Genomic DNA, 19,839 nt, shown 5'->3' with positions numbered 1-19,839 from the left:
TCTCACAATTCGCGCCGCAGCAGGCCGAGCAGCGGCGTATCCGCCTCGGCGCGACGGCTCTCGGTCTCGGGCCTCAGCAGCCCTGCCCCGCGCAGCGGGGAAAGGTTCCTGGCCGGCCAATCCGCCGGCGTCGCATCGCTGGTCGCGCGCGCCGCGGCAGCCGCCTCCTCCGCCGTGCAGATGCTGGCGACATAGGACGGATCGTTGCCGAACACCGCGCCGCGCCGGGCGAGCTTGTCGTATTGCAGCGGCAGCGTGTTGCGCACACCGGCAAGACCGAGACCGCCCTTGGCGTCGATCGACATCATCTCGTTCATGCACATCTTGCCGCGCTCGACGCACAGATTGAGGATGGCGCCATAAAGGTCGGGATCGACGGAGGCATAGTGGCGGACCGGCTCGTTCTCGCTCGGCTTTTCAAGTTCGAGATAGTTGTCGCGGCTGAGCGCCGCCGTCGCGGCCCTGGCCTGCGCCACCCACTGGTCGAAAGCCTGGTCGGACAGGCCGTGGAAGGCAAAGCGCATCCCCGAAAAGCCGGCGCCGCTGTAGTTGGCCGAGAAGCCGCTATAGGTGCCCGGCCGGTTGATGACGGCGTGCAGCTTCGTCTCCATCGCCGGCATGGCATAGATCTGCCCGGCAAGGGCTGGAATGTAGAAGGAATTCATCACCGCCGACGAGGTGATGCGGAAGTCGATCGGCTGATTGACCGGCGCCGCCAGCTCGTTGACGGAGGCGATGCCGTAATCCGGATAGATGAAGAGCCATTTCCAGTCGAGCGCCACGACCTCGACCCGGAGCGGCTTGTGCGCTTCAGTGACCGACTGACCAGGCTCGATGCGGTCGATCCGGCGGTAGGGATCGAGCAGATGCGTGCCGAGCCAGGTCAACGCGCCAAGGCAGATGATGATGAGCAGGGGCGCCGCCCAGATCACCAGCTCCAGTTTCGTCGAATGATCCCAGTCGGGAGCATAGGTCGCCGCGGCGTTGGATTGGCGATAGCGCCAGGCAAAGAAGACCGTCAGCGCCATGACCGGGATGATGATGACCAGCATCAGCAGGGTCGAGACCACGAGCAGGTCGCGCTGCTGGGCCGCGACGTCGCCGGCGGGCGCAAGCACGACCAGATCGCAGCCGCTCAACAGCCCGGCCAAGGGGAACAGAAGCAAGGCTCCAAATCGTTTCATCAAACGCTGCCCTCGAAGGACCGCCGCAACCGTCCATGTTGCAGTGCGGTATCGATCCAAGGGCTACTGCTCGCGGCGCCGTGGTGACATTGGACAATTTGTCCAATGCCCAGCAGGCATGGCTTTGGCGCAGTGTGCAGTGCACAATGGAACCCTTGGGGAATCCCCGGAATTGGGTTCCGGACACTTCATTCCACGCGGTGGCGACGGATAAGATGGCTCAGACTTCGACTGCCGAAACGAACAGCGAACTGATCGGCTCGCATCATGGCCAGGTCAGCGCGGGCGATATCGCGGTCGGCGTGATCGTCGGCAGGACGTCGGAATTCTTCGACTTCTTCGTCTATGCGATCGCCTCCGTCATCGTGTTTCCCAAGCTGGTGTTCCCGACTCACGATCCGCTCGTCGGCACGCTCTATTCCTTCTGCATCTTCGCTTTGGCCTTCGTCGCGCGTCCGTTCGGCTCCGTGCTGTTCATGGCCATCGACCGCGCCTATGGCCGCGGCGCGAAACTGACGATCGCGCTGTTCCTGCTCGGCACGTCGACCGTCGCCATCGCGTTTCTGCCGGCCTATGGCGACATCGGAGCGGTCGCGGTGTGGCTTTTGGCGCTTGCCCGCATCGGCCAGGGGCTGGCGCTCGGCGGAACATGGGACGGACTGCCCTCGCTGCTGGCGCTGAACGCGCCGCAGAACCGACGCGGCTTCTATGCCATGATCCCGCAGCTGGGCGCGCCGATCGGCCTTATCGTGGCAAGCTCCCTCTTCGCCTTCTTCGTCGCCAACCTGTCGGCCGACGACTTCTTCTCCTGGGGCTGGCGCTATCCCTTCTTCGTCGCCTTCGCCATCAATGTCGTGGCCCTGTTCGCCAGGCTGCGCATTGTCGTCACGCCTGAATTCTCGAAATTGTACGAGAGCGGTGACCTGCAGCCGACGCGCATCAGGGACACGATCAGGGCGGAGGGCCACAACGTCGTCATCGGCGCCTTCGCGCCGCTGGCGAGTTTCGCCCTGTTCCACATGGTCACGGTGTTTCCGCTTTCCTGGGTGTTCCTGTTCACCAATGAGGGGCCGGCACGCTTCCTGATGATCGAGGCGGTGAGCGCGCTGTTCGGCATTGCGGCCATCGTCGCCTCGGGGCCGCTGGCCGATCGCGTCGGACGCCGTGCGCTGCTCGGCGGTTCGGCGATCGCCATCGCGACCTTCAGCGGCTTTGCCCCGCAGCTCCTGGACGGCGGCGCAGTCGGCGAGGCGCTGTTCATGGTGCTGGGCTTCATCCTGCTGGGGTTGAGCTTCGGGCAATCGTCGGGCGTCGTCGCCTCGAGCTTTTCGCGGCAATATCGCTATACCGGCTCGGCGATCACCTCGGATCTGGCGTGGATGTTCGGCGCCGGCTTCGCGCCGCTCGCAGCCCTGCTGCTGGCCGGCAATTTCGGCCTCATCGCCGCCGGCGCCTATCTGCTGTCGGGCGCTGCCTGCACGTTGCTTGCCCTGTGGATCGACAGGCGCCGTCCGGCCGCGGACCGTCAGCCCGACTGATCCGCCCAGTTCGCGATTACGGATGGTGCGGTCGATTGCAAGGTCGAACCGGCCCGGCAGGCCATTGCCATGCTCGCCTGCCCAATACGGCATGCGTATTTTGCGCGGAAGGACCACAAAATGGAATCGAGCACCCTGCCGGCCAATCGGCCAGCGGGACACCGCTTCGCTTTGCGAGATGCAGTTATTGCGCTACCCGCACGATAAGCTTGCCGAAGTTCTTGCCTTCGAGAAGGCCCAGGAAAGCCTGCGGCGCGTTCTCCAGGCCATCCACTATATCTTCCCTGTAGCGGACCTGGCCGGACGCGATCCACCCGGCCATATCGCGATAGAAGACGGGGCGCTGGTCGACAAATTCGCGCTGGATGAAGCCCCTGATCGTCAGGCTGCGGTAGAGCACTTGCTGCATCAGCGTTGGCAGCCGGTCGGCGGCGGAAGCCGCGATGGTGTTGTATTGAGCGATCAGCCCGCAGACAGGCACACGCGCGAACTCGTTGAGCAGCGGAAACACCGCATCCCAGACAGGACCGCCGACATTCTCGAAATAGACGTCGATGCCATCGGGACAGGCAGCCTTTAACTGCTCGGCGAAATTGTCGGCTCGGTGGTCGACGACCGCGTCGAAACCGAGCTCCCGCCGCACGAAGGCGCATTTGTCGGCGCCGCCGGCGATGCCAACGGCGCGCGCGCCCTTGATGCGTGCGATCTGGCCGACAGCCGAGCCGACCGCCCCGCTCGCCGCCGCCACGACCACTGTCTCGCCGGCCTTTGGCTGCCCGATGGTGAGCAGGCCGGCATAGGCGGTAAAGCCCGGCATGCCAAGCACGCCGAGTGCGGTGGTGACTGGAGCCGCCGCGGGATCGAGCTTGCGCAGCCCGACACCGTCGGACAGGGCGAAGCCCTGTCATCCCGAGTGCGACAGCACGATATCGCCTTCGGCGAAACCGGCATGGCGGGATCTGACGACGCGCGCAACGGTGCCGCCCTCCATCACGCCATCGATCTCGACCGGCTTGGCATAGGATTTGGTGGCGTTCATGCGGCCGCGCATATAGGGATCAAGCGACAGATAGAGGATCTGCAGCAACAGTTCGCCCTCGCCCGGCTGGGTGATCCCAACGGACTCGATGCGAAAATCGCTCGGCTTCGGCCGGCCTTGCGGTCGCGCCGCAAGCACGATGCGAATGTTCGTTTCAGTCGACATTGGCTGCTCCGTTTGAACAACGTTCCACGCGAAGAACAGGTGCGGCTATTGGGCCGGGATTCTCGTGCGGCGTCGATCCCTTATACCGTCGTCCGGTGCAAACGTCCTCGTCGGATTCACCAGCTGCGACACCGCATGGTTGGAGGGTCGCCGCCGGGGGATGCTCGGGCTCAAGCCCGTTTCGGGATCTGGATATCCTCGAGCAGAAGCGTCAGCGCCATGGCGACGAAATAGAGCGCCGCCACCCAGATGAACATCACGTTGAAACCACTCGAATAATGGGCGAGTACCACGTCGCGGACCGCGGCCGGCAGGCTTGACGCCAAATGCGGGTTCAGCCCGGTCAAGCCATCCGGCAGCAGAGCGGCGGCATCGGCGGGAAGCTGCGAAGTCTGCCGGTTCAGGGCCCAGGTCATCACCGCGCCGTTCAGCGCCAGTCCCAGCGATGCCCCTATCGTGCGCGCCTGGGTGATCAGCGACGTCACCGCGCCGATATCCTGCAGCGGTGCCGCGGCCTGGATCGCCACGATCAGCACCTGGAACTGCAGGCCCATGCCGATGCCGAACAGGCCCATCATCACCGCCAGCACCCAGATCGGCGTGTGCGAATTGATGAAGACAAAACCTATCATCAACAGCCCGCCAATAGCCATCGCCACCACCGGCATCCATTTGTAGCGGCCGGTCGCGGCAATCACCCGCCCGGCCACGATCGAGATGACCATCGAGGTCAGGGAAGCCGGCAGGAACAGGAAGCCGACTTCGGCCGGACTGAGCCCGGTCAACGTCTGCATGTAGAGCGCGAAATAGAAGAACATGCCGAGCGTCACCGATCCGGCAACCACCGACACGCCCGAGACGATGCGCACTGTCGAATTGCCGAACAGCCGCAAGGGCACGATCGGCTCCTCGGCCCGCCGCTCGACCAGGATGAACGAGGCGATTGCCGCCAGCGCGACGACCGGCAGCACGAAGGTCAGCAGGTCCGGTCCGGCGGGGTCGAGCACATGATAGCCCCAATAGACGATTGCCGTGGTGCCGATGGCCAGCAGCAAGCCGCCCAGATAGTCGATGCTGTGCCTCTTCTCGTTGAACCGGCTGCGCATGGCGAATGCCAGGATCGCCAGCACGACGATGCCGATCGGCAGATTGACCAGGAACACCCAGCGCCAGCCGAACAGGCTGGTGATATAGCCGCCGGCCAAGGGACCGAGGACCGACGACAGCGCGAACACCGCCGAACTGTAGCCCTGGTATTTGGCACGGTCGCGCGGCCCGAACAGTTCGCCGATCATGGCGAAGGCCGAGACCATCAGGCCGCCGCCGCCTATGCCTTGCAGGACGCGCGCCGCGATCAGGCTCTCCATGGACCAGGCCATGCCGCAGACCAGCGAACCCAGCAGGAACAAGGCGATCGCCGTCAACACCACGTTCTTGCGGCCATACATGTCGCCGAGCTTGCCGTAGAAGGGCGCGACGGCGGCGGTGGACAGCAGGTAGGCGGCGCCGACCCAGCCGAACAGATGCAGGTTGCCGAGTTCGCCGGCAATGGTGGGCAAGGCGGTGACGACGATCTGCATGTCGATGGTGGCCATGAACATGGCGATCAGCGCGCCGCAATAGACGACCAGCGTCGTCATGTCGGGCCTGGCCACGGCCTCTGCGGGCGGTGCGTCCGGGAGGGTCGAGTCGATGCTCATGGGTGTCTCCGACGTTCGGGGGCCAGTTTATGTGCCCACAGCACATATATGTCAACATCAAATATATGCTATTAGCATGTAATTGACATCAGCATATATTTTTGCTAGCGCGCTGTGACATGAGCAGCAACGATACCGGGCCGGGTAAGGCCGATCGATTTTCCGGCGTATGCCAGACGCATGGCGATCAGGATCTCGCCGATTTGGCGCGCAGCAACGGCCTGTCCGAACCGGCGGCCGACGCCGTCGCCGCCATCGATGCGGTGCTGAACAAGGTGCGCCGCTCCATCCAGCGCCGGGACTTCGGCCGCTTGATCCTGGCCCGCATCGACCCTTCGCTGGAGGTGAGCCATCTCGATGTGATCATCGCCATCGCGCGCAATCCGGCCGTCGGCGACACGCCGCAGGATGAGGTGACGGTCGGCAACATCGCCGAGCGCCTGGGGATCGACCCGTCTCGCGCCAGCCGCATCTCGGCCGATATCGTCGAGCGCGGCTACGCCTTGCGCGTCGCATCGCAACTCGATGCCCGCCGCATTTGCCTCAGGCTCACCGCCAGGGGCGAGCGCCTGGTGAGCGCGGTGCGCCAGACCAAATGGCGGATTTTCGCCGAGGCACTGGCGCAATGGGACGAGCAGGAGTTGGTGACGTTCGCCACCCTGCTGGAACGCTTCGCCGGCTGGGCGATCGATGAAGCAGGGATGAGCAGGGCCGCCGACGCCGTCAAGCAGATGATGGACGAGACGGAACCGGTGTAGGGCCTGCCGGGTTCGACCGCCAGCCGGAGTTGGCACGAACCGATGAAGCGCACGACAGGCGCGCGCATGGATCATTGCCGCCGAAGGCGATAGAGCTGGCGAAGAGTTGTCCGTGCCCATCCTTGGCGGATGCCAAGTGCAGCGCTCGCCACCATGAAATTCTCCGCCGTCTTTTTGTGCCGGTGATGCAGCGCGATGGATCGCATCATTCGAAAAGATGCTCGATCCGTCGAACATTCACTGAGCTTGCGCAGTGTTCTTTTTTCTCCCCCGAAAATAAGTCTGTGGATATTGGCCTGGCGACGAGAGCGTGTCGTATCCGCCAAATGAAAGGTGCGTAACGATAAGCAACTTGGCTCGGGGGACTCATGAAACGGTTGCTTGTTGGCGCGGCAGTGCTTGTCGCGAGTGTCGTTGGCGCGGATATTTCTGCTTTCTCTTATATTAGCCGAAGTGCAGGAATGGCAGCACTCGCGCAGGAGAACCAAAGCTCTTCCGCGACTGCCGGAAATTCTGCCGCCGGTTACGGCAATGGCGGGGCGGCGCTGGGAACCGGCGGGCAGGCCGCGGGCAGCCCGTCGAGTTCCCCGTCGTCGCAGTCAACCGGAGATGGTTCATCAGGGACCGGCAGCCCGGACGCCGCGGCCAAGGTCGGCGCCAAGCCGGCCGATGCCAAAGCCGGCGACGGCAGCGGCACTACAGATGGCACCAAGGCCGCCGACACCGAGGCGGCCAAGACCACGGACACAGAGGCCGCCCCCGAGGAGCCGTCGGCGCAGGCAATGGCTGCCGCGACCACAACGACCGACAGCGGCGATCCCGAGGCGATCGGCACGCCGAAGGTCGATCTGCCCAAGGCCGCCGGCAACGGCAATCTCGGCTATGCCATCGGTATCGACGTTCCCGCCTTCCACGGCATCGAGCCGCAGATCGCGCTCAACTACAATTCGTCGCGCAAGACCAAGCTCGGCGGCCTCTACCAGGGCTGGCTCGGCTATGCCTGGGGGCTCGACGGCTTCGATGTCATCGAGCGGGCGAGTCCGGGCTATGGCATGCCCGAGTTCCTAGCGACCGATATCTTTCTGCTCGATGGCCAGCCGATGTTTGTTTGCACGGCCGGCATGGTCTCGCCGTCCTGCTCGAACGGCGGCAACCATACGACCGAGAATGAAACCTATCGCCGCATGGCGTACAGTTCGGCAGCCAATGAATGGAAGGTGACCGACAGGGATGGTACGGTCTCGACCTTCCAGTCGGTGGCGGCGGTCGCGGGCATGGCGGCCTCTGACCTTGCCACGAACTATCGCTGGCTGCTGACCTCGGTCACCGACACCAACAACAACACCGTCAGCTACAGCTACTCCTGCCCGGCGAGCCCGGTCTGTTATCCCAACATGATCACCTACAATAGAACGGTGATCGGTTTTCATTACGAGACGCGGCCCGATACGATCCTGATGGGCAATGGGCGCGACATCTCCGAGACGACCCGACGCATCAAGTCGATCAGTGTCTGGGTCAACAACGTGCTGCGCACCGCCTACAAGCTCACCTACGACCAGGCGCCATTCTCCAACGCCTCGCGGCTCACCGCTGTCACGCGCTACGGCAGCGATGCGACCGTCGCCGCCGACGGCACCATCACCGGCGGCACGGCGAAGGTCATGGCCCAGATGAGCTATCAGAATACCGATGGGGTGTATGGGACGGTGTCAACCTCATTTGCAGGACGAGGAGATGTGTCCTCGCCGAGGGAGGTCGGGGATTTGGATGCTGATGGCCGAGATGAGATCTTTGGCGACGCCATCCAGACAGTGGATACTTGCACGCACAATCAAGGTCCTTGCCCGGCGCTAAAGCGGACCAAATACATATACAAATTCAGTTCCAGTGGAACCCTGGCGGAGACAGTGTCCCTGGTTCTGGACACGCTCGACAATACCAACAGTGATTCGATCCCCCCGGAGTATTTCTCGGAACCTGGTCGCTTTCTGGCTACCAAGAACACCACGGACTTCGCGGATACAGCGATCCAGAACTACGTCAATGGCGCCACTGGTCGGGTCACCTATACGCCGACGAACTCTATCATCATGACCGATGCCTCGCTGGGCCTGACGAGAGCCATCTGCCCAACTTCGCTCGCCGGTTACCAAGCCATTTGCAATGCATTTCCAACCGGTGCGTCAGGGGCCAAACCGTCGACATGGATCGTGACCGATTTCGATGGTGATGGTGTTGACAGCTTGAATGCAGGGAGTGAGCCCCTGGGCTTTGGCGATTTCCTCGGCAACGGCCGGCAACAGCCACTGTACACGTCCGGAAGCTCAGTCTCGAAAGGCAGCGGCACTTCCTTCGGGATCGCCTGCCCCACAAAATGGTATACCGGCAACGGCACCTGCGTTCTCGTAGACGTCAATGGCGATGGGGCGGCCGATATTTTCCGATACAACGGCTCCAACACCAGCGCCGGAGTGTGGCTGTCGACTGGCATTGGCTTCAAAAGCTACACGGTCTCCTCCATGGCGGGGACGTCGGCTGTTCTGCGTGACTTCGACAATGACGGAAAGTCTGACGTCATCACGATCGGAGGCACTGTGACCAGTTCTCAGGGCCGGACTGGCCCGGTCAGGGTGTTTTCGCTGCGGCCGTCGTCGACGGCGATGACGCCGGCGGAGTTCACGTTGCCTTCGTCGATGACGGCCGGCACGGTGGTCGGCGACTTCAACGGCGACGGCCTGCCGGACTTCCCTGGGTTCATTTCGAACGCCGGGACAGGCAACCCGAACCTGCTGAAGCAGATCATCACGGAGCTCGGCGGCACGGTCGCGGTCGAGTACTCGCCGTCGTCGACGTGGACGAACAACTACCTGCCGCAGGTGGTGCATGCGGTGACGAAGCTCTCCGTCAGCGACGGCCGAGGCCAGACGGCGGTGAGCACCTATCAGTATGCCGGCGGCAAGTATGACCCGGCGGCGCGCAAGTTCTTGGGCTTCGCCTCGATCGTCGAGACAAAACCGCTGGCAAATGGGGAGACGGCGCCCTCGACGGTGACGACCACCTATCGCCAGGATCTGGCGAGCTGCGGCCTGCCGTCGCTGACGGTTTGGAAGGATGGCGCCGGCGTCGTGCACAAGCGGGTGGCCGAGACCTATGCGGTCAACACGGCGGCAAAGCCCTACACCGTGCAGAACACGGCGACCGACACGACGTTCATCGAGAATGTCACGTACACGCTCCGGGTCGAGCGCGGCTTTGACGCCTATAACAATGTCGTCAGCCTGAAGGACTATGGCCGCACGGACGCCAGCGGCGACGAGACCTGGACCGAGCGCTTCTTCTCGCCCAACACCTCGGCCTACATCGTCTCCGCCCTGATTGCCGAGCGGACGCATGCCGGCCTGACCAGCACCGATCCCTATGTCGGCTACAGGCACAATTACTATGACGGGAATACCGACGTCTGGGCGGTGCCGACCAAGGGCAATCTGACCCGGGTGCTGACCGTCAGCGATGTCACCTCGACGCCGCAAAAGTCGGTGAGTCAGTACTTTACCTATGACAGCTATGGCAACAAGATCTCGGCCACCAACGGCCTCGGCCACAAGACCGAATGGGACTATGACGCCACCTATCACCTCTACCCCGTAACCGAGCGGGCGCCGCGTTACTTCGCGACGGGCGGGCAGACGGCCGACACGCGCTTTGTCTCGACCGCCACCTACAATTCTGTCTGCGGCCTGCCGGCGACCAGGACCGACTTCAACGGCCTGGTGAAAACCTTCACCTACGATCCGTTCTGCCGTCCGTACCAGATCTCGCAGAGTGTGACCGGCGCCTATGTCAGGACGCAGTTCTTCGCCGAAGGCGATCCGAACAATCAGCGGTTGATCAAATACACGCCGCTGCCCAATGGCGCGGGTGAGGACTTTACCGTCTCCCGCTATGACGGGCTTGGCCGGGTCTATCGCGTGGAAGCCCCCGGCGATACCGCCGCTGCTCCAAGGCGCTTCACCGAGACCGACTATGACCCGCGCGGCAATGTGCTGCGCACCGCGTTTCCGCATTTCACCGACCAAACGCCGCAGTGGACCACCAACAGCTACGACTGGGCCGACCGGCTGACGAAGACCGTCAATCCGGATGGCAGCCAGCGCAGCTATCTCAACGACCTGGCCACCGCGCCCACCACCACCCCGCGACTGCATGGCACGACAATGACCGACGAGCTCGGCCACCAGACCCGGACGGCATGGTCGACGCGTGGCGATGTCGCGGGCGTGGTTCGTGACTTCGCCGGTCTTCAGCTGGCGCAAACCCGCACCTTCGACGTGCTTGGCCGGTTGGTCGGTCTTACCGACACCAGCGGCTCGCCCTGGACCTACACCTACGACATGCTCGGCAACCGGCTGTCGGCGACCGATCCCGATCTCGGCACCTGGACCTATGTCTACGATGCCGCCAACCGGCTGATCAAACAGACCGATGCCAGGGGCACGGTCACCAATCTCAGCTACGACCAGATGGACCGGCTGACGCTGAAGACGGCAACGGCACCTGGCGGCAGCCCGGTTGTGCTGACCCAGAACACCTATGACCAGGCGGCTCCAAGCTATTGGTACAATATCGGCCAACTCACCACCTCGACCAATGCGGCGGCGACGCACAGCTACAATTATGACGGGCTTGGCAAGCTCGGCCGGCATGACACGACGATTGCCGGCCTGACGCACATCACGGTCGACATCCACGATCGCTCCGGCCAAATGATCCTGAAGAATTATCAGGCGCCGTCGGACCTGTGGTTCGGCACTTGGGACGACTCGCTGCAATACACCGCCGGCAACAGGCTCTACTCGGCTCCCGGCTTCATCACCTCGACCATCTACGAGGCCGATGGCCAGACAAAAGAGATCACCTACGCCAATGGCGTGAAGACAAGCTTCACCTATTCGCCGACACGCCGCTGGGTGACGCGCATCACCACCTCGAAGGGCGCGACCATACTGCTCGACGACCAGTATGTGCGCGACGCTCTCGGCCGCATCACCACCATCACGGGGCGGACACCCTCCGACAGCTGGAATTATGGCTATGACGATGCCGACCGGCTGATCTCAAGCACCAACCTAGGCAACGCCAGCTTGAGCGAAAGCTTCGTCTATGCCGCCAACGACAATCTGATCTCACGCAGCCGTGTGGCCGGCACCTATGTCTATCCCTCGGCGGGCGCGGCTCGTCCGCATGCGCCAACCGCGGTCGGCAGTAAGACTCTCGCCTATGACGCCAATGGCAATCTCACCTCCGACGGCAGCCGCACGCTGAGCTGGGACGAGGCCAACCGGCTGAAGACGGTCAGCCTTGCCTCCAACACCGTCAACCTTGCCTATGGTCCTGACGGAGCGCGGGCGAAGAAGAGCTCGAGCTTCGCCACGACCCTCTATCCCGACGCCGATGTCGAGATCAATCCGGCGACACCGGGCGCGGAAATCTACACCCGCTATCCCCATCCCGACATCAAGGTCGTCAACGGCGTCAAATACTTCCTCCACCGCGACCACCTGGCCTCGGTGCGCATGGTCACCGATGCCTCGGGCGCCATCGTCGAGCAAACCAACTACGCCACCTACGGCGAACGCCTCAACACCGGCTTCCAGACGCAGAGGAGCTACATCGGCGAACGCTTCGATGCCGAGACAGGGCTGCTGTATCTCAACGCGCGGTATATGGATCCGGTGCTGGGGCGGTTTATTTCGCCGGATGATTGGGATCCGACGTTGCCTGGGGTTGGGACCAATCGGTATGCGTATGCGCAGAATGACCCGGTGAACAAGAGCGATCCAAATGGGCATATGTTCGGCGACTGGTTCTCGAAATCTGAGGATCGAGATGCGACGAACTCTTCAAACGCCGATCATGCAGATGCTGAGGCAAAAAAGGCGAGAGAGGAAGGCGATCCTTACAATGTAGCGCCAGATTGGGACGAGTTTTCTCGCCAAAGCCGCGAGCGTGTTGGTAAAACGACTCGCGAGCTGATGGCAATGGATGCGATGTCAGTGCTTGAAAGCGTTGGGTGGGTATCCAGCGCACGAGCAATTGCTGCTGCCCCGAGCTTAGTCGCTCCAAAAGCAGTAGGAAGCGTGTGGTCTCTTGGTCCAGCACCCCGCGGGAAAGCTATTGAGAAGGTGCTTGGCGCAAACTTACCTGACAATTACCCGGTTGTTGATAAGATTGTAGGAGGCACTGTCACCAGCATTAAGAGCGTAGACCTCAATGCGAAGACATATCAGAATGCTAGTACTCTTGGTCAACTTCTGAAAGGTTATGTGGATAAGGTAAAGGCGTTCCATGGTGCGACCTATGCCGGCCGAACAATCAACTCGGCACAAATATCTGGCCGGGCGCTTCAGGTCGCTCTGCCCAGTGCCGGCAGTGCAACACAGCAGAAAGCCATCAATGAAGCTATGAAATACGGAGCATCACAAGGTGTTACTGTGAGCATCTCTACATTTCCATAAAGATCTTGGAGTAGTATAGTTTGAAATCTGCAGCAATCTACGAACGAAACGGGAAACTGTTTATCTTTGGTCAGTCAAAGACAACTATGGGGCTATGGATTGAGGAGCCTCCAACTCTAGTCGTCCAAAAAACTGACTTTACTGGGATAGGGAGGGCTGTTTTGAGCTGCCTCCATCTGTCTAAAGATGGCGTGCCCCATCCTCGACAGGAGGATTGGCCTAAGTTGAATAAGGCGTTCGCAGAATCCCTTGGCGTGAAATCCTTCACCACGTTCGCCAAAGCGGCCAAATGCGTCAACATCAGTCAAGATGGTGACATCATAAGGCTTGTTCCTACGAAAAACGGCGGAGCTAAAATTGGCTTTACGCCGCTAGAAGATAAAACTCGGACATTGCACGAGAACGACAACAGTCTAGGTATAGCAATAATATCCGCTCTTGATGATTCAAAGTAAAACGTTCTATGATTGAGATAGCGGCGACAATGCATTTGTATCCTATCCTCGCTGCCGCCACAGCGCGGTAACGGGCGGAACTACGCTGACAGTGGACTTTTACCCTGTTCGCTAGGCCATCGCCGCGTATAGACTGACCGCATGGCTCGCCTTGCCAGCATCGTCGTTCCCGATCTACCGCATCATGTGACGCAACGCGGCAACGGGCGCGCCAAGGTGTTTTTCACGCCTGAAGACCACGCGCTCTACAACCTGCTGGGCGAGCATTGCCGCGCCGCCAATGTCGGCATCTGGGCATGGTGCCTTTATGCCGAACCCATGTGCACCTGATCCTGACGCCGGCCGATCCCGACGGCCTGCGTCGCGCGCTGGCCAAGGTGCACCGCGCCTCGGCATCATCCATGCGCGGCAGAAGAAAACCGGTCATTTCTGGCAAGGCCGCTTCGGCGCCGTCGCGATGGACGAGAACCACCTTTTGTCGGCGGTGCGTTATGTCGGACTGAATCCGGTGCGCGCAGGCTGGTGAAACAGGCGGACGATTGGCCCTGGTCAAGCGCTCGGGCGACAGGTGAGTCCGATGGCGTTACCGATCCGCGGCCAACGAGGGACCGTCTGCCATCATCGAGCGGGCTGTTCGATTTGATCGAGGCGGATGCCGTGGCCTTCGACGCCCTACGCAAAACCGAGAGCATCGGCCGGCCAGTGGGCGGCGAGGCGTTTCTTAGCCGGATTGCCGGGCAACCGGAAAAGCTGTGAAACCAGGAAAGCGGGGCCGGCTGGCAAAATTAGTGCACTGTCACCGTAATTCCCGACCGGCTGACGAAGACCGTCAATCCGGATGGCAGCCAGCGCAGCTATCTCAACGACCTGACCACCGCGCCCACCACCACCCCGCGACTGCATGGCACGACAATGACCGACGAGGTCGGCCACCAGACCCGGACGATATGGTCGACGCGCGGCGATGTCGCGGGCGTGGTTCGTGACTTCGCCGGTCTTCAGCTGGCGCAAACCCGCACCTTCGACGTGCTTGGCCGGTTGGTCGGCCTTACCGACACCAGCGGCTCGACCTGGACCTACACCTACGACATGCTCGGCAACCGGCTGTCGGCGACCGATCCCGATCTTGGCACCTGGACCTACACCTACGATGCCGCCAACCGGCTGATCAAACAAACCGATGCCAGGGGCACGGTCACCAATCTCAGCTACGACCAGATGGACCGGCTGATCCTGAAGACGGCAACGGCACCTGGCGGCAGCCCGGTTGTGCTGACCCAGAACACCTATGACCAGGCGGCTCCAAGCTCTTGGTACAATATCGGCCAGCTCACCACCTCGACCAATGCGGCGGCGACGCACAGCTACAATTATGACGGGCTTGGCAAGCTTGGCCGGCATGACACGACGATTGCCGGCCTGACGCACATCACGGTCGATATCCACGACAGGTCCGGCCAGAGCATCCTGAAGAATTACCAGCCGGGCGATCTGTGGTTCGGCACCTGGACCAACCCGCTGCAATACACTGCCGGCAACAAGCTCTACTCGGCCCCCGGCTTCATCACGTCCACGGTTTACGAGGCCGATGGCCAGACCAAGGAGATCACCTACGCCAATGGCGTGAAGACGTCCTTCACCTTGTCGCCGACGCGCCGCTGGCTGACGCGCGTCACCACGTCCAAGGGCGCCACCATCCTGCTCGACGACCAGTATGCGCGCGACGCTCTCGGCCGCATCACCACCATCACGGGGCGGACACCCTCCGACAGCTGGAATTATGGCTATGACAATGCCTACCGGCTGACCTCAAGCACCAATCTGGGCAACACCAGCTTGAGCGAAAGCTTCGTCTATGCCGCCAACGACAACATGCTCTCGCGCACGCGTGTCGCCGGCAGCTATGTCTATCCCGCGGCCACATCCCCTCGCCCGCATGCACCCGTCAGTGTTGGTGCCAATGCGATGGCCTATGACGCCAATGGCAATCTCACCTCCGACGGCAGCCGCACGCTGTCCTGGGACGAGGCCAACCGGCTGAAGACCGTCAGCCTTGCCTCCAACACCGTCAACCTTGCCTATGGTCCTGACGGAGCGCGGGCGAAGAAGAGCTCGAGCTTCGCCACGACCCTCTATCCCGACGCCGATGTCGAGATCAATCCGGCGACACCTGGAGCGGAAATCTACACCCGCTATCCCCACCCCGACATCAAGGTCGTCAATGGCGTCAAATATTTCCTCCATCGCGACCACCTGGCCTCGGTGCGTATGGTCACTGATGCCTCGGGCGCCATCGTCGAGCAAACCAACTACGCCACCTACGGCGAGCGCCTCAACACCGGCTTCCAGACGCAGAAGAGCTACATCGGCGAACGCTTCGATGCCGAGACCGGGCTGCTGTATCTCAACGCGCGCTACATGGATCCGGTGCTGGGGAGGTTCATTTCGCCCGATGACTGGGATCCGACGAAGGAGGGGGTTGGGACCAACCGATACGCGTATGCACTGAACGATCCGGTCAATAAGAGTGATCCGAATGGGCATTCTGTCGAGACAAACGAGCCTGACTCGAAATTCAACTCGATCAACGGAACGTTAGCACACGACAAATTGGCAGGCAGCTTGGCGGGCGGTAATAGTAAAGGGCATCAATTCACACCAGGAGTTAGCATAAAGCAGATGGCAGATGATTTAGTTGGATTCATTACAAGTCGAGGTAAATTAGGTCTAAAGAGCAGACCAGACGCCATCCAGATAACAGGTCCAAAATCGGCCAGCTACTTCGATTGGAAGCCGGTAACACACGTATACCGTGCCGACCTTCAGGCAAAAGACGCCGCTCAAGCTAGCAAATGGGAGGCTGCAGCGAAGGCTTTGGGTATCGATTTGCGCCCAGCAACGCCTGACGAGATTTCTAAGGCAGTAAAGGATCGGGCCGTCATCGGCCAGATAGTTGGAACCGATTTGAGCAATTACGATGTTATTACTTACACAAGCAAAATACATGGTATCGCGAACTATGATCTCGTAAAGACCAATACTAACGTATTTGACAACGCACGACAAAATGCGAGCAATTGGGCAAATGATGCGCTAAACGGACTTATTCAGGGGATTGAAAGAGGTCCACCAATCGCCATGCCAGGCCCAGTCGGCCGTCCACGACCGCGCTTACCATAAGCGACTAGAGGAGAGATTACGTGACTGATGCGAGAATGCAGGGCTTGCGGGATCTATTGGCTGCACTTTTGCGTGATTTTGACAGCCACGGAGGTGGCTTTAGCGGAATTAGTTATAATTCTCCGTGGCTTATGGCGACAGATTTTTGGGCGAAACGCTCCGGGTGCTTTGTCGATGAGCTTAAAGAGATGATAACAAAAATGCGCAGTGCCGACCTTTGCGGGATTAAGCCAGATAATAAAAATAGGGAGATATTTGAGAATTTCAAGAAAGCTGTTGAGAGTTGGAGATTGGAGGTTGACTATAGCACCTCTCCGCTGCGCTTGACTTCAAATGACATGAAGATATCCAATTATAGGCACCTAAAACCGTATATTTTTAATACCATTCCATCGATGAATCTGGATCATCCGACCGTAGAGTTTGATGGCAGCGATTTGGTTTTCTCAGGTTTTTTGAATGATAGGTTTGGCCATCGAGTGTCTATGCGAATGTCGGTGAAAACCAGATACGGGGGTAAAATTTGGTTGAGTTTTCGTTTTCCGTATTTTGGACAAGGCGAGCCAGCTTTACTTACTCACAATGACCTCACCGCTCTAACCCTTAGAAATCAAGTAAATTTTCCGGAAATTCCTGAGCTTGATTGGATTGCTCCTCGTGAGCATACGAATTCTGATATCATTGACTCCGTTCTTGGTATTATACGAGCTATTTCGCAATACCTTATTCCCACATGGCATTAGGAATTACGTTGTGAAGGAATTACGGTGACAGTGCACTTTTTACCCTGTTCGCCTGGCTGTCGCTGCGTTTAGATCAACCGCATGGCTCGCCTTGCCCGTATCGTCGTTCCCGGTTTGCCGCATCATGTCACGCAGAGGGGCAATGGGCGGGCCAAGGTGTTTTTCACGCCCGAAGCTACGCGCTCTACAAGACCCAGCTGGTCGAGCATTCTCGCGCTGCCAATGTCGGCATCTGGGCGTGGTGCCTGATGCCGAACCATGTTCACCTGATCCTGACGCCGGCCGACCCGGACGGCCTGCGGCGCGCGCTGGCCGACCCGGACGGCCTGCGGCGCGCGCTGGCCAAGGCGCACCGCGCCTATGCCGGCATCATCCATGCTCGGCAGAAGAAAACCGGACATTTCTGGCAAGGCCGTTTCGGCGCCGTCGCGACGGACGAGGACCACCTTTTGTCGGCGGTGCGCTATGTCGGATTGAATCCTGTGCGCGCAGGGCTGGTGAAACAGGCGGCCGACTGGCCCTGGTCAAGCGCTTCGGGCGCACCTGACACGCGAGCCCGATGCGTTGCCGATCTGCAGCCAGTCAGCGTAATTCCATAGGTGGAGCCGTCCGATGGTCAAATCGTATTCAGAATCTGACGTGAAAATACTAACGGACGCGCTAGGGCATATAGCCAGCAATCCAAGGATGCATATCGGAGATAAGTACGCTCCAGAAAATCTAATTGCAAGACTAGTTGGAGATTTGATGCTGGCTGGATCTAATAATATTGCAGTTGAAAGACATAATGACTGGTGGAAAATATCATCAGATATCGACTGGCTTCGAGAGAAAGATGGTTCTATATCTTATGACGAGTTCTACTCCTTCGTTCCGATAATTGGAGCAGAACTATTCAGGGATAAGGCGAGTGTTATACTTAACGCCTTCTCAATTGCCCTTGTTACAGTTGGACCCGATGGACTAAAAGTAATAAAGGGAAGTTACGAGAACGGAGACCTGCCGCTGAGCGATAACTATATTAAAGATGTTATCGGCAGAGAGTTGCTTGTAAAGCTTCCCTCCGAAATTCTCATGCCCCCGACAGAATTACGGTGACAGTGCACTTTTTACCCTGTTCGCCTAGCTATCGCCGCGTATAGATTGACCGCATGGGAATACGGTGACAGTGCACCTTTTCCCATGTCGTCCGTCCATGCCGCGTGTAGATTGACCGCTTGGCTCGCCCTGCCCGCATCCTCGTTCCCGATCTGGCATCGCGCGCGATGCCACCGGCCTCAGCCTGGCGGAACGGCGCAACTACGATCCGCTCGGCCGCTTGATCGGCGTCATCGATCCCGGCGGCTCGACCTGGACCTACACCTACGACATGCTCGGCAACCGGCTGTCGGCGACCGATCCCGATCTCGGCACCTGGACCTACACCTACGATGCCGCCAACCGGCTGATCAAACAGACCGATGCCAGGGGCACGGTCACCAATCTCAGCTACGACCAGATGGACCGGCTGATCCTGAAGACGGCAACGGCACCTGGCGGCAGCCCGGTTGTGCTGACGCAGAACACCTATGACCAGGCGGCTCCAAGCTATTGGTACAATATCGGCCAGCTCACCACCTCGACCAATGCGACAGCGACGCACAGCTACAATTATGACGGGCTGGGCAAGCTTGGCCGGCATGACACGACCCTTGCCGGCCTGACGCACATCACGGTCGATATCCACGATCGCTCCGGCCAAATGATCCTGAAGAATTATCAGGCGCCGTCGGATCTGTGGTTCGGCACCTGGACCAACCCGCTGCAATACACTGCCGGCAACAAGCTCTATTCGGCCCCCGGCTTCATCACGTCCACGGTTTACGAGGCCGATGGCCAGACCAAGGAGATCACCTACGCCAATGGCGTGAAGACAAGCTTCACTTATTCGCCGACGCGCCGCTGGCTGACGCGCGTCACCACCTCGAAGGGCGCGACCATACTGCTCGACGACCAGTATGTGCGCGACGCTCTCGGCCGCATCACCACCATCACGGGGCGGACACCCTCCGACAGCTGGAATTATGGCTATGACGATGCCGACCGGCTGATCTCAAGCACCAACCTAGGCAACGCCAGCTTGAGCGAAAGCTTCGTCTATGCCGCCAACGACAATCTGATCTCACGCAGCCGTGTGGCCGGCACCTATGTCTATCCCTCGGCGGGCGCGGCTCGTCCGCATGCGCCAACCGCGGTCGGCAGTAAGACTCTCGCCTATGACGCCAATGGCAATCTCACCTCCGACGGCAGCCGCACGCTGAGCTGGGACGAGGCCAACCGGCTGAAGACGGTCAGCCTTGCCTCCAACACCGTCAACCTTGCCTATGGTCCTGACGGAGCGCGGGCGAAGAAGAGCTCGAGCTTCGCCACGACCCTCTATCCCGACGCCGATGTCGAGATCAATCCGGCGACACCGGGCGCGGAAATCTACACCCGCTATCCCCATCCCGACATCAAGGTCGTCAACGGCGTCAAATACTTCCTCCACCGCGACCACCTGGCCTCGGTGCGCATGGTCAC

12 protein-coding genes and 1 pseudogene are annotated in these 19,839 nt (G+C 60.5%); 10 read left to right on the top strand and 3 right to left on the bottom strand.

The window, feature by feature from the left end; all coding sequences use genetic code 11:
* Window positions 1-2: 2 nt before the first annotated feature.
* The gene (gene cyoA / locus CK228_RS33635) at window positions 3-1,184 is read right to left on the bottom strand and encodes a ubiquinol oxidase subunit II (RefSeq protein WP_095790589.1); all 1,182 of its coding nucleotides are present in this window, start codon (window positions 1,182-1,184) and stop codon (window positions 3-5) included.
* Window positions 1,185-1,399: 215 nt separating this feature from the next.
* Here cyoA and CK228_RS33630 point away from each other — a divergent pair, with 215 nt between their 5' ends.
* The gene (locus tag CK228_RS33630; RefSeq protein ID WP_095790588.1) at window positions 1,400-2,722 is read left to right on the top strand and encodes an MFS transporter; all 1,323 of its coding nucleotides are present in this window, start codon (window positions 1,400-1,402) and stop codon (window positions 2,720-2,722) included.
* Window positions 2,723-2,906: 184 nt separating this feature from the next.
* Here the strand turns inward: CK228_RS33630 and CK228_RS33625 are convergent.
* Together CK228_RS33625 and CK228_RS33620 are read right to left on the bottom strand one after the other, a co-directional pair.
* A pseudogene (locus CK228_RS33625) lies at window positions 2,907-3,926 on the bottom strand (NADP-dependent oxidoreductase).
* A 170-nt stretch (window positions 3,927-4,096) separates the two neighbouring features.
* Entirely contained in the window at window positions 4,097-5,626 is a 1,530-nt protein-coding gene (locus tag CK228_RS33620; protein WP_095790587.1) for an MDR family MFS transporter, read from the bottom strand.
* Window positions 5,627-5,745: 119 nt separating this feature from the next.
* On the opposite strand from CK228_RS33620, the gene CK228_RS33615 reads away from it, so the two are divergent.
* The 9 genes from CK228_RS33615 to CK228_RS33585 all read left to right on the top strand — a co-directional run.
* Entirely contained in the window at window positions 5,746-6,384 is a 639-nt protein-coding gene (locus CK228_RS33615; protein ID WP_095790586.1) for a MarR family winged helix-turn-helix transcriptional regulator, read from the top strand.
* 461 nt (window positions 6,385-6,845) lie between these two features.
* Window positions 6,846-12,902: an RHS repeat-associated core domain-containing protein gene (locus CK228_RS35555; RefSeq protein ID WP_179296127.1), complete on the top strand. Its 6,057-nt coding sequence runs from the start codon at window positions 6,846-6,848 to the stop codon at window positions 12,900-12,902.
* Window positions 12,903-12,922: 20 nt separating this feature from the next.
* Complete coding sequence (locus CK228_RS35105) at window positions 12,923-13,357, top strand: hypothetical protein (RefSeq protein ID WP_143750651.1); 435 nt, start codon at window positions 12,923-12,925, stop codon at window positions 13,355-13,357.
* A gap of 141 nt (window positions 13,358-13,498) precedes the next feature.
* Window positions 13,499-13,687 (top strand): hypothetical protein, encoded by a 189-nt coding sequence (locus CK228_RS36195; protein ID WP_245438176.1) that lies wholly within the window; start codon window positions 13,499-13,501, stop codon window positions 13,685-13,687.
* A 582-nt stretch (window positions 13,688-14,269) separates the two neighbouring features.
* A complete protein-coding gene (locus CK228_RS33595; protein WP_179296126.1) occupies window positions 14,270-16,537 on the top strand; it encodes an RHS repeat protein in 2,268 nt (755 codons plus the stop codon).
* Window positions 16,538-16,557: 20 nt separating this feature from the next.
* Complete coding sequence (locus CK228_RS35100; RefSeq protein ID WP_143750650.1) at window positions 16,558-17,280, top strand: hypothetical protein; 723 nt, start codon at window positions 16,558-16,560, stop codon at window positions 17,278-17,280.
* Between the two features lie 44 nt (window positions 17,281-17,324).
* Window positions 17,325-17,879, top strand: a complete 555-nt coding sequence (locus CK228_RS33590) for a transposase (RefSeq protein WP_348629244.1) — start codon at window positions 17,325-17,327, stop codon at window positions 17,877-17,879.
* A gap of 13 nt (window positions 17,880-17,892) precedes the next feature.
* A complete protein-coding gene (locus tag CK228_RS35095) occupies window positions 17,893-18,378 on the top strand; it encodes a hypothetical protein (RefSeq protein WP_143750649.1) in 486 nt (161 codons plus the stop codon).
* A 220-nt stretch (window positions 18,379-18,598) separates the two neighbouring features.
* A partial coding sequence (locus CK228_RS33585; protein ID WP_179296125.1) for an RHS repeat protein occupies window positions 18,599-19,839 on the top strand: 1,241 nt, incomplete at its 3' end.

Origin of the sequence: Mesorhizobium sp. WSM4312 (genome assembly GCF_002294875.1) — a bacterium.
Lineage (GTDB): Bacteria > Pseudomonadota > Alphaproteobacteria > Rhizobiales > Rhizobiaceae > Mesorhizobium.
The sequence above is the reverse complement of the archived record's forward strand: the minus strand, read 5'-3'. Positions and strand labels throughout refer to the sequence as shown.